Raw genomic sequence first — 16,054 nt, 5'->3', positions numbered from 1 at the left:
TGTCCTCCGGCGTCGGCCTGCGGCCGCCCCCTCCCCCTTTATTTCGCCTCCAAGGCCATGGGGGCCCACCGCCCGACCCACCGACGGAAGTCAGAAGCCAGCTTTTCCCCGCTCGTTTCCGCAAGCCGAGCCCCGTAGCAGGCGGTAGGCTCCTGGGCAAAATAAAGGAGGAGGCCGCTTGCGGCCGGGGGACATTTGCACCAGGGGCCTACCGCCTGCTACGGGGCCCTCACGCTCGCGAAATCCCCGAGAGGAGACACCTCCTTAGGCAGCTGAGCACCCGCCCCAGAGGCCGGGTCTCCACGCCGCCCAACGCGCATTAAGGAATTGTAAAGCGAATGAGAACGCTTTACATTTACACCCCCTGCGCTGCCGGCGCGGGCCTGGCCGGAATCCAAGGACGGCCGCCGGGCCCTGCTCACCACCCACGGCCGCAACGGCGCCGACCCACCGTCGGGTTCCACCCATTCCTCAGAAGGATCTAAACGCCAGGCGCTTCCGGTGCCCGGCCTGCCGTGCCCGCTGCCTGCTGCTTCCCCCTCCGAGACCGATTCGAGACCCTGCGCATGACCTTCCGCGATCTTCCGCCCCGCTCCTTCCGCCACGCCCCGCTGAGCCTGGCCCTGCTCTCCGTCCTGTCGCTCGCCTCGCCGCTGGCGCTGGCCGACGCGCTTGCCGATGCCGGCGGCAATGCCGATGCCAAGACCCTGGACAAAGTCAGCGTCGTCGGCGACCGCGCCGCGCCGTCCAGCACCACCCGCCTGCCGATGACCCTGCAGGAAACCCCGCAGTCGGCCACCTCGATCGGGCTGCAGCGGCTGCAGGACGAATCGCTGTTCAGCCTCAACGACGTCATGCGCAACGTCACCGGCGTCAGCGTGTCCTTCTACGACACCCAGCGCCCGTTGTACTACGCGCGCGGCTTTGCCATCACCGATTTCCAGGTCGATGGCATCCCCACTTACAGCGGGTCGACCAACCAGGAATACGACACCGCCTTCTACGACCGCGTCGAAGTGATCCGCGGCGCCAACGGCCTGCTCAGCGGCGCCGGCGTACCCTCGGCCACGGTCAACCTGCTGCGCAAGCGCCCGGGCAAGGACTTCGACGCCTCGTTCTCGGTCAGTGCCGGCAGCTGGGATTACCGTCGCATGGAGGCCGACGTGACCGCGCCGCTGACCGCCGACGGCCGCTTCCGCAGCCGCGTCGTTGCCGCCTACACCGACCGTGATTTCTATTACGACCGCTACAAAGAAAACAAGATGGCCGGCATGGCGGTGCTGGAAGGCGATATCACCGACAGCACCACCGTCACCGTCGGCTACCAGACCCAGGACAACAACCCGGTCGGCTCCACCTGGGGCACCGTGCCGTTCTTCGACAGCCAGGGCAACTTCGCCCACCTGTCGCGCTCGACCAACCTGGCGCCGAAGTGGAGCTACTGGCAGCGCGAAACCAGCACCGTGTTCGCCAACCTCGAGCAGCGCTTCGGCGAAGACTGGCTGCTGAAGATCAACACCGCCTACACCCGTGGCAACGTGCAGAACATCCGCCTGTACGGCACCGGCTACCCCGATCCGGCGACCGGCTCGGGCATCTACCTGCGCACCGCCGCCGGTGATTCGGAAGACACCCGCCGCAACGTGGATGCCTACCTGACCGGCACCTTCAACCTGTTCGGTCGCGAGCACGACGTGACCGTGGGCGCGCAGTGGGCCGACCTGGAAGGCACCACCAACACCGTCGCGCTGAACTACCCCACCGACTGGGCGCGCTGCGGCAACGAGCGCTGCTACTACATCCCCAACGTGTACGGCTGGGATGGCGACATCTCCGAGGTGACCTACACCCGCACCGGCGCGCGCCGGGTGGCCAAGACCACGCAGAGTGGCGTCTACCTGGCCACGCGCCTGCGCCTGGCCGATCCGCTGTCGCTGATCGCCGGTGCGCGCCTGAGCCGGTGGCAGACCCAGACCCGCGCCTACAACGCGGCCGGCACATACACCGCCACCAGCGGCGCCTACAAGGTGAGCGACGAAGTCACCCCGTACGTCGGCCTGGTGTATGACATCACCCCGCAGTTTGCGGTGTATGCCAGCTACACCGAGATCTTCAATCCGCAGAACTACAAGGACAGGAACGAAAACCTGCTGGCGCCGGTGCAGGGCTCCAACCTTGAGGCCGGCATCAAGAGCCAGTGGTTCGAGGGCCGCCTGACCGCCAATGCGGCCGTGTTCGAGGCCAAGCAGGACAACTACGCCGTGCGCGACATGAGCGTGCCCGATGGCTCGCTCAGCGATGGCAGCTCGGCCTACATCGGCGTCAACGGCACCAAGGCGCGCGGCTGGGAAATGGACATCAACGGCGAGATCCTGCCGGGCTGGACGGTCAATGCCGGCTTCACCCATGTCAAGGTCACCCGCGCGGCCACCGACCTGCTCTACGCCAACCCGGCCGAAGACCTGCTGCAGCTCAACACCCAGGTGCAACTGCGCGGCGCACTGGCGCGCCTGAGCGTGGGCGGCGGCGTGCAGTGGCAGAGCAAGGTGCAGGGCTACAACATCCCCTACCCGCTCGGCGGCACGGTCACGGTGAACCAGCCGGCGTATGCGCTGGTGCAGTTCAACGCCAACTACCGCATCAGCGACAACTGGACCGCTACGCTGAGCGTGCGCAACGCCCTGGACAAGACCTACTGGGCCAACCTGGACTACAACAACTACGGCGAACCGCGCTTCGTGGCGGCCAGTCTGCGCTGGAAGTTCTGACGGCGGACGCCCAACACGCTGCTGCAACGGACGGGTCGCCTGCGGGCGGCCCGTTTTTTTGGCGGCCCGGCACCCGGTAGTGCCGGCCGCTGGCCGGCGCCTCGATAGCCACCGATCCGGTAGTGCCGGCCGCTGGCCGGCTCCTCGATAGCCAACGATCCGGTAGTGCCGGCCGCTGGCCGGCTCCTCGATAGCCACCGATCCGGAATGCCGGCCGTTGGCCGGCGCCTCGGCGATCCTGGCATTGCGTGGAGCCGGCCAACGGCCGGCACTACCGCGGCCTCGTCTCCCGCAGCGTCCACATCACCGGCAGCACCAGTACCGCCACCACCGCGATCATCGCGCCGGGCGCTGCGGCCCAGCCGGTGTGGCGCACCAGCAGTTCGGCCAGCAACGGCGTGGCGCCGCCGAAGAACGCGGTGGCCATGGTCACGCCGAGTGCCAGGCCGCTCAGACGCCCCTCGCCGGGGAACTGTTCGGCCGTGGCCGGTGCGGCGACCGCGCTTACCCCGCCGGCCAGGCAGGCCAGCACCACCGCCGCGATGCCGATCAACAAGGTCTGACCACCCGCCATCAGCGTAAACATGCTCAACGGCAGCAGCGCGCACAGCAGCGCCAAGCCGATCAGCACCGGGCGCCGCCCGACCCGGTCGGACAGCGCACCGGCCAGCGGCGTCACCACGATCACCGCCACCGCCGCCACGGTGGACAACCACAGCGCCTCCGATTCACCGACCTCGCCTGCCGAGCCCAGGAACGCCGGCACATAGGTGATGCCGACGTAGTAGGTGATCGACCCCAGCGCGGAAATGGCGAAGGTGCGCGCCACCGCGCCGCGATGGAAACGCCAGGTATCGCGGATCGGCGAGGTTGGTACGGTGCCAGCCGCCTTCTGCCGCTCGAACTCCGGTGACTCGTGCATGGTCGAGCGTGCCAGCAGGATCGCACCGGCCAGCGCCGCGCCGACGAAGAACGGGATGCGCCAGCCCCAGCCGTCCAGCTGCGCGGTGCTCAACAGGGCCACGGTCAACGCCGACAGCGCCACCGCCAGCAGTGCGCCGACTTCGCTGGCCGCAGAGGCCAGCGAGGTGACCAGGCCGCGTCGGTGCGTCGGTGCGGTTTCCAGCAGGTAGGCCACCACACCGGTGTACTCGCCGCCGACCGAGAACGCCATCAGGCAGCGTAGCAGCAACAGCAGCACGCCGGCACCGGCGCCGATGCTGTCGAAGGTGGGCAGCAGCGCGGTGGCCAGCATCGCCAGCGTCATCAGCAGCATCGAGGCCAGCAGCATGTAGCGCCGCCCGAAGCGATCACCGAGATGGCCAAAGCACAAGGCACCCAGTGGACGCATCAGATAGGACACCGCGAACCCGGCCAGTGTCGCCAGCAGCGCATTCTCGCCGCCGCCGAAGAACACCCGCGACAGCACCGTGGCCAGGTACAGGTACAGGGTGAAGTCGTACCACTCCACCACGGTGGACAGCCCGGCGATGATCATCGAGCGGGTGCGCCGTTCCGGCGCCAGGGGCGCGGGCACACTCATGCGCGTGCCACCGGCGCGGCGGCGGTGATGGGTTGTGGACAGCAGGGACGAAGGTCGAGCATCGGCGCAGACATCGGCAACAGGATGCCGCCGAGCCTACTGCACGCCGGGCGCCGACGGACTCACATCGCCACTACATCGCCCGCACGGGACGCCCGTCAGCGTTGCTCATCCAGCCAATGCCGGCACCGCGTCGCGGGTGTAACGCAGCAGTCGGCCGCGTCCCGGGGCATCGCCCTCGTCATCGAACAGCCCGTACGACTCGTTCACCGCATAGCCCTGGGTGGCCATCGCACGCGAGAACGGACCGACGTTGCCGCGGCCGGGATCGGTGAGCAGCAGTTCGGCACTTGGCCGGGCGTGGCGCTGCATCATCGTGGCGATCTGCAGGGCATGGCCGCGCTCGTAGAGCACGTCGCTGCCGATGATCAGATCGAAGCGGCCCAGTGACGCATCCGGCAGCTCCCACGGCAGATCGCGATAGTGGATGGCCGGCAGATCGTTGAGGCCGGCGTTGTAGGCCAGGAACGATTCGGCCAGCGGGTGGTGATCGCTGGCCACTATGTCGGCGCCTCGACGGGCCAGCACGAGGCTGGACAGGCCCAGGCCACAGCCCAGTTCCAGGATGCGCTTGCCAGCTACGTCGTAGGTGCTCATGGTTTCAGCGAGCACGCGGCCGGCCGGCCAGACCTGCCCGAACAGACTCCACAACGAGGAATGGATACCGGCGCGCTGGGCGCGACCGGTCGGATCGGCAAACTGCTGCAGGTCGCTGAGCGCGCGGATGCGGAAATCGTGGCCGGCGATCGGGATGGTGAGGACGCGGGTGGCATAGCCCGGCATGTGCGCTCCGTGGGACACGGGGAGGACCGCTTTCACAGGGGAAAGCAGCACTCGAAGAATGGAGCGAAGCGGGCGGTCGGGAACAGACCGCGCAGGACGCACGTAACGGCGTGGGACGGATCCATCCTACAGGACGACCGGCGGCGGGTTTTCATCGCCCGGCCGGAGGGCGTCAGTACTTCACCTGGCAGTTGGGACAGAAGAACGTGCGCCGCCTGGTCTTGCCCGGATAGGTCTTGGACAGCGGTCCCCCACAGTGCGGGCAGGTATGTTTTGTGTGCACCTGCCAATGGCTGCGCAGTTCAGATTTCTTCTTCCATTCCAGGAAATCGAAACTGTACGCACGCGCCTGCGCGATCACCTTGCCCAGCACGCGCGGCGGAATGTCGCCGACCTTCGATTCGGGATGCACCCGGGTACGGAACAGGACTTCGTTCTTGATGATGTTTCCGACCCCGGCAAAGATCTCCTGGTCCAGCAGCGCGTCGCAGATCAAGGTGTCTGGTTGCTGCTTGAGGCGGCGCCGGGCCAGGCGCGGATCCCACTCGGGCGACAGCACGTCGCCGCGCCAGTCGTAGGTTTCCTCCAATGCACCCTCGATGTACTTCAGCGAGGAGGCGTAGATGTTCAACTCACCGTTGTCGAACTGCAGCGACGCCCTCGGAGGAGACGGCTTGCGCTCGTCGATGCGGTAACTGCCGAACATCAGCATGTGCACGCGCAGGCTGAAATCGCTGAACTGGATCAGGAAGTGCTTGCCAAAGCTGCGCAGTGCCAGCACCCGCCGCCCTTCCATGCGGGTCAGGTCCAGGCTGCTGTTGCCCAGGGAGCGGCGCACCGTCTTGCCACGAAACTTGGCCGCGGCCTCACGCAGGATGAGGATGGAAGGACCTTCAGGCATCGCACATGCTCTTCTGCAGGCGCACGGCGTTGGCCACGGCGAAGCCGTGCGCGGTGTTGTCGAAGATCACCCAGGGCGCGTGACCACCGATGCGCCGGGCTGACACCTGCTCGGCCAGCGCGGCCAGGGCAGCGTCTGTGTAGTCGCTGTAGTACATGCGCGGTGAACCGTGCCATCGCCAGTACTGCCACGTCGGCGTGCCGCCGGGCTGGCCGGCCGCAGGAACGCGGGCCGGGTCCACCGCCGCCCGTGCGATGCCGTAGCGCTGCAGCAGTGCGTCGGCCTGCGCGGTGAACCAGCTCGCGTGGCGCGGTTCGCATACCACCGCTGCCGGACTGCGACGCTGCAGAGCGCGGAAGAAGCTGCCCGCGCGTCGCGAATCGAGGGCCAGCGAGGGCGGTAACTGCAGGAGCAGGCTGCCCAGCGTGTTGCCGAGCCCAGTTACTTCATCGAGGAAACGGTCCAGCAGCCCACCCACACCGACCAATCCCGAGTCGTGGGACACCGTGCGCGGCAGCTTCACCGAGAACCGGAACCCCGCGGGTACCGATGCCGCCCAGCGCTCATACGTTTTGCGCTGGTGCGGACGGTAGAACGAGGAGTTGATCTCCACGGCAGTGAACCGCGTGGCGTAGCGGGCAAGCATGCTCTCGCCCAGGCCGAACAGGCCGGCATAACGGCTTGGAATGGACCATCCGGCGCAACCGATCCGGGGTACGTTCAAGGCGGGCATGCCGGCCATCGCTCAGCGCAGGATCTCGCCCTGGTCTTCGCCATCCCAATAGTGGATGCGGCTGGCGGCAACCTGGATCAGCACCAGCCCGGGCGAGTCCACGCCCTGTTCGAACCAGCGCTCCAGGTCTTTCACCCAGTGCTGCTGCATGATCGCCTTGTCGCGGATCAGCGTGGCCCTGCCCTGCACCGCCACGAACAACGGCGGCTTGCCGAGCAGTGACTTGCTGCCGGTGAAGCTCAGCGCCACCTTCGGATCCTGCTGGATCTCCCGGACCATGTCGGTGTCTTCAGTAGTGAAGAACCAGCTGTCGCCGTCGTAGTCGACGTCGCCGTTGTTGCTCATCGGACGTCCGGCGATTTCGCCATTCTCGGCGCGGGTCTGCAGCATGGTGAAGTCGATGTTGGCCATCTTCTTGGCCAGTTCGGGCAGGGTCAGGGTGGTCATGGCGCATCCAGGCAGGGAACAGGCTGCCAGCGTCGGCGCGGGCCGGTGACTGCGCCGTGCAGGGATGCTGTCGTGGCCTTCACGCGTGCGGCGCCACGGCGTCGCCTTGCCTGATCATCCAGCACCTCGGGCGGTAGCCACTACGCCATTCTCAACGGCGATGCACCCGTCAGAACAGCACTCGCCCACCCTTGCGCGGTATGGCCCGGAAACTCTCGGTCGCTGACGCCGGCTCGTCGCAGCGACGGATACGGTAGGAGGCCAGCAGGACCTCCAGCGACGGCCATGGGTGCAGCTCAAGGCCGCTCGGGATCACAACATCCGCCGCCACCAACCGACAGTGTCCCGGCAGTAACCAGCGCTCGGTGCCCGTCTCAAAGCCCAACGCACTTTCATTGGTGTCCAGATCATGCGCTTCGCGCAGATCGATCGCGCTGGCGGGGATCCACGCTGGAATCCAGCCGCGTCCTACCGCGTCGTGACGGATCGCGGCGGCCCTATCGGGGTAGGCGGCATACATGACCTCCCCCGTGCACCCGGCGCAGAACGCTGCCATAAGCACGATCGCGCATCGAAACGGCAGCGTCAGCATCCCACTCCCTCCAACGCTCAACCCCCGTCGTACGGCTCGCTGCCCGGGAATACCCGCAACAGGCTGCGGGTCAACGTCGTGGGATACACAGTGAGATGGTCCTCGCCGTCGATCACCGAGGTATCCACCTGCAGCCCTTCGTAGCCGCGCTGGCGCAGGCGATCGGCGAAGGCCTGGTTGTCCTTGAGCATGTCGTTGCGGGTGAAGTAGCGCGGCTCGGGCTTGATGGTTTCAAAGCTGCCGATCGCCAGCAGTACCCGCGCCGGCAGCGCGCGATGCCGCTGCGCGTAGGCCTGCTCGAGCTGGTCGATCACATGGTTGTCGAACCACAACGAAGGACTGGACAGGATGTAGGTCTGGAACATCTCCGGCCGCGTGACCAGCACGAAGCTGCCGAACAGGCCGCCATAGGAATGACCGGCGAAACTGCGCCGCGCCGGGTCGGTATGGTAACGCGCGTCCACCGCCGGCAGCACATGCGCGGCGAGGAAATCGCGATAGTGCGCCGCGCCGCCGTAGACCACGTCATCGCTGTAGTCGTCGTCGTTGCGGCGTACCGGACGGGTCGGGGTGTAATCGCGCGAGCGGCTCTGCTTGGAGGTCAGGCCCTGCTGCGGCGGCAACCCGACCAGAATGAAGTCCTCCAGGTTGTTGCCCCCCTGCCCGACCAGGTTGCGGATGCTGCGTACCAGCGGAAAGCTGTACAACGCGTCGGTCACGTACAGCACCGGGTAGCGCCGCTCGGGGTGGGCGGCATAACTGGCTGGCAACGCCACCCAGATCGGGTAATCGCGCCCGGCCGGATCGTGCACGCTCCAGCTTTCGGTATCGGGCAGCACGACACCGGTCAGCGGTTGAGCGGCCGCAGGCGCACGTTGCAGCGCATCGCCCTGCGTCGCGCAGCCGCTGGCCGTGGCCAGCACCATCATCGCCCCGAGACCTGTGTACATCGCCTTCATCCGCACCCGCCCTTCGCCTGAAAGTACAAGCCTCGCAATTCCACGCGCGCTTGCCAAGCTGACGAGCGGCTCAGTGCCGATCAGGCGTCGGCGCGGGCAACGTCAACCGATACACCAGCACCCGATTGTCGTTGTCGTAGGCACTGTCGCAGGCGTGACCCTGCATCACGCAGTGGCGTGCGATGAAATCGTTGTCGTTGCCCACCAGCAGCAGCCGCTCATCCGGGCGCTTGGGGTCCAGCGTCGGCAGCAGGTCCATCGCCTCCCACTTCTCCGACAGCAGTGCGGCATGCGCGCCCTGGGCGGTGTCTATGTCCAGCCGGGCGCGGGCCAGCTGCACCGGGTCGAGCAGATCCAACAGCACGCGGCTGCGCGCCGGCACGATGCCGGGCTTCAACGCGGTGCTGTCGCGCTGCGCCAGAACCGACGTGATGCCCTGCTCATACGCACTGGCCGCCAGGTTGCTGGCACCGCGGGTATCGACCAGCAGCACCGACTTGTAGACGATGGGATCGCGCAAGTCGCTGCCCAGCCCGTTGCCATCGCGGGCCAGCAGCAGGAAGCGATGGTCGTCCAGGGCGCGGAGCTCGCTCTGGGCGGCGGTGCGGTCCTGCCGGCCCTTGCCATCGTGCGCATAGGTGGGCAGCTGCAGCACATAGTGGCCGATCGGCTGGGGGGGCAGCGGATCGCGGCTCACGTCGTAGACCATCACCCGGGTGTTGATGCGGCCGCTGGCGTCGCCCGTGGCGGTGTCTTGCACCAATGCGCTCTGCAGCGCGACGAACAGGCGCCGTCCGTCGGGCGACAGACCCATGCCCTCCACGCCCTGGTTGTTGCGCCGGCCACTGTCCGGGGCACGGCGCGAATCGAACATCACCCGTCCGCCGCGCCGGGGCTGCACCGCTGGCGGCGGCACGATGAGCCCCTGCAGGCGACCATCGGGGGCGAAGTAGTACACGTGCGCGGCGTACTCGTCGCCGATGTAGAAATGCCCATCGGCGGTGAACTGCAGCGATTCGGCGTCCAGCGATATCCTGCCCGCGCCCACGCCCTGCGCGGGCGATGGCAGCAGGATGCCGTTCTGCGCCACGGTGTGCTCGCCCGGGTCCGCGCCGGTGAAGGGCTGACCGTTGAAGTCACGCAGCAACAGCCCGCCGTCGGGGGTCAGGGTCACCTTGCCGACGCGCTCCCCCGTGCCCATCTCAATCCCCAGCTGCAGGCGTTCCAGGCGCCCGGCGTAGTCGTAGAACAGGCCGGCATCCGGGTCGTTGCGGCCGCGATCAGGCAGCGTCCACAGCACGCCGCGGTAGCCGTCAGCGGTGCGCTTCCAGCGCGCGGCATCCACGGCCAGCGACGAGAACGACCCCAGCGTGTCGCCGAGAAAATCCACTGTTCCGGCCGGCAGCACGCCGGAAGCCACCAGTACCGGCATGTCCGAAGACACGTCGGAAGACGTCGGGGCCGCCGCGAAGACCGGCCCCGCCATCACTGCCAGCAGCCCACCCCACGCCACGCCGCGCTGCCATGGCTTGCGATCAGAAGCGGACATCGACCGTCCCGAACACCTGGCGCGGTGCGGAGGCGTGGAAGACGTAAATCGAGCCGGTCGGGTCGCTCGGTGCGAACACGCTGGAATCCAGGTTGCTGGCATAGCGCTTGTCGGTCAGGTTGGTGACGTTGACCGACAGTCGCACCCCCTGGGCGAAACCGATCCGACCGAAATCGTAGCCGCCGGACGCATCGAACACGGTGAACCCGCCAAAGCCCTGGTCGTTGGTGTAGGTGTAGAAGCGCTCGCCGGTGTACTTGCCCCGCAGCGTGGCAAACCAGCCGTGGTCGCGCCAGGTGATCTCGCTGGCGAACATCTGCTTGGGCGTGTCGGTCTGGATCTTGCCGTCGATCGGCTGCACCACGCCGGCCTGGACGTAATCGGAGCGGTAGGTCGAGCGGTTCAGCGAGGCCGAGTTGTACCAGCTGACGTGCTCATTGGGCGTCCACACCACGGTCAACTCCGCACCGCGGCTGTCCACCCCACCGGCATTGTAGAAACGATTGCCGCACCTCGGCCCCACCGGCTGGCGCGAATCGCAGGGGTTGTACTGCAGCAGGCGGTTGTCGAAGCGCACCGTGTAGGCCGCCAGCGAGGCCTGCAGGGTATCGCCGACGTAGCGGTAACCGGCTTCAAAGGAACGCGACTGTTCCGGCTTGAGATCGCCCTGCGCATTCCACGTGGCCTGGCTCACCGCCTGCGGCCCAAGCTTGAAGCCGCCCTGGAACATCGCGATGTTCTCGGCATAGCTGGCGAACAGTTCCTGGCTGTCGGTCAGGCGGACATTGGCACCCACGCTGGGCAGCGCGGACTTGCGCATCTTCAACCGGCCGGTGGCGAACTGGTTGTTGGAGCTGGCCGCGATCGGCGTCTTGGCGGTGCCCGGCAGCGCCTGCGCGTCGGAGGTGACGTGCGGGCTCTTGATCCCGAACTGCACGGTGAGCCGGTCGTCGAGCAGGCGCCAGGTGTCCTGGAGATAGACCTGTTTGGTTTCCCATCGGGTGCGCTGGGCGAACACGCCGACATCGGCCTGGGTGCTGTTCATGCCGCTCAGGTCGCGCGGGCCGGTGACCGCGGTCTGATAGCGCTCGGCGCTGCTTTCATTGCGCTCGTACCAGAGGCCACCTTCGATGTGGTGCGCGCCCAGGTCCCAGTCGAAGGACAGCGTGGCACCGTTGCGGTCGATCTCGTAGACGGTGTTGCGGAAGATGATCGGCACTTCCTGCGGCGTGCCCTTGTTGGACCATGCACCGCTGTTCCAGTTGTGGCCTTCGCCATGGTCGTCGTGGTGGTAGGCCAGCGCGTGCACGCTGAAGCCATCGCTGGGGAAGAAGTCACCGGACAGGTAGTACAGGTTGTCGTCGCGCAGGATCTGCCCGGCGGTGAATGCCCCGTCCGCATCGCGGTCCGGGCCGGACGCGTCGCACTTGGCCTTCACGTAGGTGGCGGTGTTGCAGTAGGCCTTGGCCACGGCCTTGTTCCAGTCCGGCGCATAGCCGCCCCAATCCCAGCCCAGTCCGCGCGCCATTTCATTCCTGGACAGATAGAAATAGTCGGCCTGCGAGGTACGCGAGGTATCGACGAAGGCGGCGATGCGGCCGTTGCCGAAGTTCCAGACACCCTTGGCGTTGAACTGCCTGGTGGTCGACTGGTTGTAGGCGCTCTGGTCGTTCCACAGGTCCGAGGCCGCGTTCATGCCCGACACATAGGCCGAGAAACCGCTGTGCTCGCCGGTATCGGCGCGGACGAAGGTGCGGCGGTTGCTGTCGCTGCCGAAGGTCTGCACCAACCGTCCGCCCATCGTCGCCAGTGGGTTGTTGGAGGTATAGCCGAGCGTGCCGCCCAGGTTGCTGGTGGACGGCGTACCGAGGCTGCCGATGCCTACTGCCAGTTCCGCACCGGCCATGTTCTCGCTGATCAGCGCGCGGTTGATGGTGAGGCCGTTGTAGTTGTTGTACGCGCCATCACCGAGCGGCAGGCCGTCCAGCGTGTAACCCAGCCGCGTGGCGTTGAAGCCGCGCAGGCTCAGGGTCATCGACTGCTCGTTGGTGCCCAGCGCATCGGCCGACTGCGCATTGACGCCCGGCAGGATGTTGATCGCCTTCTGCAGGCTCGTGCCCGGCGGCAGGATGTCCAGGTTCTGCGCGGTGATGCGCTGCACCTGGCGCGCTTGCCCGCGACCGATCACCGACACCGCGTCCAGATCGGTGGCAGTGTCGTTGCGCGGCACCGCCGCCGGAGCAGCATCGTCCGCCCAGGCCGCCGGCGTCATGGCCAGGATCACGGCGGCGGCCAACAGGGTCTTCTTCATGGTTCAAGCGCTCAGGCAGGCACGAACCACCGTGCCGGACGGCGCGATGCTCGCAGGGAAAGAGGGGATTGAAACGGCAGGGGCAGTCGGTGGACGGCTGCTGCCCGGTCGTTAAAATTCTTTCACTGCGGCATGACTGTCATATGACAGCCAGCGCCCATCGCATCCCTGTGCCGCTGACGTCCGATGCACATGAACACCACCTCCACGGGTATCGACCCGCATGACGTCAATGCGTGGCGTGGCCCCGCCGCAGCGTGATCAACGTGATTTCCGACGGCACGCCGATCCGCGCGGGAAACCCCGGCCACAGGCCGGCACCATTGCTGACATACAGGGTCATGCCATCGACCTCGTAGCGGCCGGAGACATAGCCGTTGTTGGCACGCTTCACCAGCTGGTCCATGCCGACGATGTGGCCACCGTGGGTATGCCCGGACAACTGCAGCGTCACCCCGTGGGCGGCGTTGACGCGCGCCGCGCCCGGACGATGGTCGAGCAGGATCACCGGCGCGGCGGGATCGGCACCGGCGAGTGCGGCAGTGATGTCCGGCAGTGGCAGCCCGTAGTTGGCCGCCACTGGATCGGTCACCCCGGCGATGGTCAGCGCAGCGTCCTTGCGCGTCACTGCCACGTGGCTGTTTTCCAGCACCTGCATGCCCTGCGCGCGGAACGCCTGCATCCAGGCGGTGTACTGCGCGTAATACTCGTGGTTGCCGGTGATCGCGATGACGCCATCGGGGGCACGCAACTGCGCGAGCGGGGCGAAATCGGCCGCGCGGGCCGCCACGCTGCCGTCGATGAGATCGCCGGTGATCACCACCAGGTCCGGTTTCAGCGCATTGCTGTTGGCCACCACCTTGGCCACCCAACGGCCGGTGAGCAGGCGGCTGGCGTGGATATCGGTCAGCTGCAGCACGCGGTAACCGTCGAACGCCTGCGGCAGGTCATCGATGACCGCCTCGATCTGTCGCGTCTGCGGGACAGCCATGCCCTGCCAGATGCCATAGGCGGACAACAGCAGTGCCACGCCCATCGCGCCGGGCCGCAGCCACGCCGTGCGCAATGCGGCCACGCCACGCGGGCGACGCAGCAGGCGTGCGCCCAGCAGCGCGGCATCGATCAGCAGCAGCAACACGGCGCCCAGCAGCAGTGCGGTAAAGCCGGTAGCCAGCACCGCGATCACCGCCTTGGGAATCTCCGGCGACGCCATGGTCCCGGCAAAGCGGGCCACGATGCGATGGTGCAACGCCAGCGCCACCACCAGCAGTCCCAGCGGGCCACGTACCGACAGCGCCATCCGCATCGGCCAGATCACACGCCACACCACGTACAACGCGAGCAGCACACCAACAACACTCAGCACAGGCAGTTCCAGTTTCAACAGGGGGAGACTGCAGCGCCCGCCTCGCGGCGGACGTGCAGCGCACCATCTTTGCCGAAACCGTCCGCGCCTGCCACCGCGCATCTGTCATATGAACGAAAGGCATATGCCGGCGACGTCGCGACCCCGCAGTGCGCTATGGCGTGGGCGGACGCGATGCACGCGTTGCAGCGACCTTCCTTGCCGCAGGAGCGCTGCTCGCTGCGGGCGTGCTCTTGGCTCCTGCCTTCGTCTTCTTCGCCGCTGCTTTGTTCGTTCCGGTCGGCACGACGGCGCGTCCCGCCCTCGCGGCCTTGCCGGCCACATTCAATTCCACTGCCGCACGGATAAGCGCCTTCAACGCCGCCGTGTCGATCCGCTCGCCTTCATGCACGTCGATCGCCCGCCGTGTGTTGCCCTCGAGGCTGGCATTGAACAGACCGGTGGGATCGTCCAGCGCCGCGCCCTTGGCGAAGGTCATCTTCACCGCGGTCTTGTAGGTTTCTCCGGTGCACAGGATGCCGTCGTGCTCCCAGACCGGCACGCCCCGCCACTTCACGCTTTCCACGACCTGGGGATCGGCCTGTTTGATGATGCGGCGCAGGGTCGCCAAGGTCTTGCCGCGCCAGTCGTCGAGGCTGGCGATCCTGGCATCGATCTGTTGCGAGGCGGACGTGGCGTCAGCGGGAACGGCGGCGTTGAGTGGCATCGCGGGGCGTCCAGCAAGGGGGCCTGACCGCGTTATAGACCCCGCCGGAGGCAATGACAATGCACCCGGACGGCAGTCGCCTGTAGATCAGCGCGGGTATCGGTACACCTGATCGCCTGGGTCGCTACGCACGGCAGTGGCATCCAGCACGCCGCCCAGCCGCCGGGCGACGCCGGCCGAGGACGGGTTGTCCGCAGACACGTAGCTGACCAGCGTCGCCAGGCCGAGGGTGTCGAAGGCCCAGTCGCGCATCGCCTTCGCCGCCTCGGTGGCGTGGCCGTTGCCCTCGTGGCCGTCGTACAGCAGCCAGCCGAGTTCCTTTTCCGGAAACAGCGGGCCGTCATTGATGCCGACTTGGCCAATGCACTGGCCGTTGTCGGCCCGCTCGATCATCAACACGCCGTGCCCGAAGAACGGCCAGCAGGCCTGGTCGTGGCAGAACATCCCCCACGCCGCCCGCAGGTCGAAGGGACCGCCCAGGCCCACCGCACGGGGCGAGGCCAGGAACGCCCGGTAGGCGGGAAAATCCGCCGCGGTCTGTGGGCGCAGCAGCAGGCGTGGCGTACGCAGCGTGAGCGGGACAGAAGGCATCGCGGGGCGTCCAGGTTCGGCAGAGAGGGCGCATGGGTCCCGTGCCGGGTAAGCAGCCGGCAAGCGCTGTGGATGAACGGATCCCGGCCGGTCCTGCGGCCGCACTTGCAACCCGCCCGCGCCGCGCCTATAAATGAGCAAGCACTCACTTACTCATTCCAATGGCCCGCCCGCTCAGCGAACAGAAACGCGATGCAATCCTGGACGCTGCCGCCCGACTGGTGGCCGCGCAGGGCATTGGCGCGTCCACGGCGCAGATCGCGCGCGCGGCCAAGGTCGCCGAAGGCACGGTGTTCACCTACTTCGAGACCAAGGACGCGCTGCTCAACGCGCTGTTCGTCCGCCTGGAAACCCGGCTGTCGCAGGCGCTGGCCACCGACTTCCCCGCCGACGCCGATGCCCATGACCTGTTGCAGCACGCCTGGAACGCGCTGGTCGCCTGGGGCTCGGCCTACCCGGTGGACCGCATGGCGCTGCGCCAGCTGAAGGTGTCCGAGCGCATCAGCGAACAGACCCGCACCCAGTGCGCCGGCCTCTTCGGCAGCATGCTGCAGTCGCTGGAAACCCGCCTGGCAGACCACATCGATCCGCAGCGCCTGCCGTTCTACCTGGGCCGGGTGCTGATCAACCTGCTGGAGACCACGCTGGAAGCGATGGCCGCCGCACCCGACCAGCGGCAGCAGTTGCAGCAGGCCGGTTTCGACCTGTTCTGGAAAGGCATCCAACGTTGATTCGTAGCGTTGAC

The 16,054-nt window shown here is 67.2% G+C and carries 13 protein-coding genes and 1 pseudogene; 2 read left to right on the top strand and 12 right to left on the bottom strand.

Annotation, left to right across the window (positions count from 1 at the left end):
• The first annotated feature begins 566 nt into the window (after positions 1-566).
• Entirely contained in the window at positions 567-2,768 is a 2,202-nt protein-coding gene (locus NR101_RS16640; protein WP_256776368.1) for a TonB-dependent siderophore receptor, read from the top strand.
• Positions 2,769-3,039: 271 nt separating this feature from the next.
• Here NR101_RS16640 and NR101_RS16635 read toward each other — a convergent pair whose 3' ends face one another.
• The 12 genes and pseudogenes from NR101_RS16635 to NR101_RS16580 form a co-directional block, all read right to left on the bottom strand.
• Positions 3,040-4,311 carry an MFS transporter gene (locus tag NR101_RS16635; RefSeq protein ID WP_256776369.1) on the bottom strand — a complete coding sequence of 424 codons (1,272 nt, stop codon included), beginning with the start codon at positions 4,309-4,311 and terminating at the stop codon, positions 3,040-3,042.
• Positions 4,312-4,479: 168 nt separating this feature from the next.
• On the bottom strand, positions 4,480-5,154 hold the full coding sequence (locus tag NR101_RS16630; protein ID WP_256776370.1) for a protein N-lysine methyltransferase family protein: 675 nt from the start codon (positions 5,152-5,154) through the stop codon (positions 4,480-4,482).
• Positions 5,155-5,326: 172 nt separating this feature from the next.
• Positions 5,327-6,055, bottom strand: coding sequence for a DNA-formamidopyrimidine glycosylase family protein (locus tag NR101_RS16625; protein WP_256776371.1), 729 nt, complete (start codon positions 6,053-6,055; stop codon positions 5,327-5,329).
• The gene (locus tag NR101_RS16620) at positions 6,048-6,797 is read right to left on the bottom strand and encodes a DUF72 domain-containing protein (protein ID WP_256776372.1); all 750 of its coding nucleotides are present in this window, start codon (positions 6,795-6,797) and stop codon (positions 6,048-6,050) included. Before NR101_RS16620 ends, NR101_RS16625 begins: the two co-directional genes overlap by 8 nt.
• Positions 6,798-6,800: 3 nt before the next feature.
• Complete coding sequence (locus tag NR101_RS16615) at positions 6,801-7,235, bottom strand: pyridoxamine 5'-phosphate oxidase family protein (protein ID WP_256776373.1); 435 nt, start codon at positions 7,233-7,235, stop codon at positions 6,801-6,803.
• Between the two features lie 169 nt (positions 7,236-7,404).
• Positions 7,405-7,827: a hypothetical protein gene (locus NR101_RS16610; RefSeq protein WP_256776374.1), complete on the bottom strand. Its 423-nt coding sequence runs from the start codon at positions 7,825-7,827 to the stop codon at positions 7,405-7,407.
• A 17-nt stretch (positions 7,828-7,844) separates the two neighbouring features.
• On the bottom strand, positions 7,845-8,777 hold the full coding sequence (locus NR101_RS16605) for an alpha/beta hydrolase-fold protein (RefSeq protein WP_256776375.1): 933 nt from the start codon (positions 8,775-8,777) through the stop codon (positions 7,845-7,847).
• A 79-nt stretch (positions 8,778-8,856) separates the two neighbouring features.
• Positions 8,857-10,335 carry an esterase-like activity of phytase family protein gene (locus tag NR101_RS16600; protein ID WP_256776376.1) on the bottom strand — a complete coding sequence of 493 codons (1,479 nt, stop codon included), beginning with the start codon at positions 10,333-10,335 and terminating at the stop codon, positions 8,857-8,859.
• On the bottom strand, positions 10,322-12,646 hold the full coding sequence (locus tag NR101_RS16595; RefSeq protein ID WP_256776377.1) for a TonB-dependent receptor: 2,325 nt from the start codon (positions 12,644-12,646) through the stop codon (positions 10,322-10,324). Before NR101_RS16595 ends, NR101_RS16600 begins: the two co-directional genes overlap by 14 nt.
• A 229-nt stretch (positions 12,647-12,875) precedes the next feature.
• Positions 12,876-14,012, bottom strand: coding sequence for a metallophosphoesterase (locus NR101_RS16590; protein WP_256776378.1), 1,137 nt, complete (start codon positions 14,010-14,012; stop codon positions 12,876-12,878).
• 334 nt (positions 14,013-14,346) lie between these two features.
• Positions 14,347-14,718 (bottom strand): annotated as a pseudogene (locus NR101_RS16585) (DUF1801 domain-containing protein); the annotation flags it as partial.
• Between the two features lie 87 nt (positions 14,719-14,805).
• Positions 14,806-15,309, bottom strand: a complete 504-nt coding sequence (locus tag NR101_RS16580) for a GNAT family N-acetyltransferase (RefSeq protein WP_256776379.1) — start codon at positions 15,307-15,309, stop codon at positions 14,806-14,808.
• 161 nt (positions 15,310-15,470) lie between these two features.
• On the opposite strand from NR101_RS16580, the gene NR101_RS16575 reads away from it, so the two are divergent.
• Entirely contained in the window at positions 15,471-16,040 is a 570-nt protein-coding gene (locus NR101_RS16575) for a TetR/AcrR family transcriptional regulator (RefSeq protein ID WP_256776380.1), read from the top strand.
• The last annotated feature ends 14 nt before the right edge of the window (positions 16,041-16,054 follow it).

The sequence above is a fragment of the Stenotrophomonas sp. Ste86 genome, from assembly GCF_024519465.1.
Classification (GTDB): Bacteria; Pseudomonadota; Gammaproteobacteria; order Xanthomonadales; family Xanthomonadaceae; genus Stenotrophomonas.
Note: the sequence above shows the minus strand (reverse complement) of the source record. Positions and strands in the feature narration are given on the sequence as shown.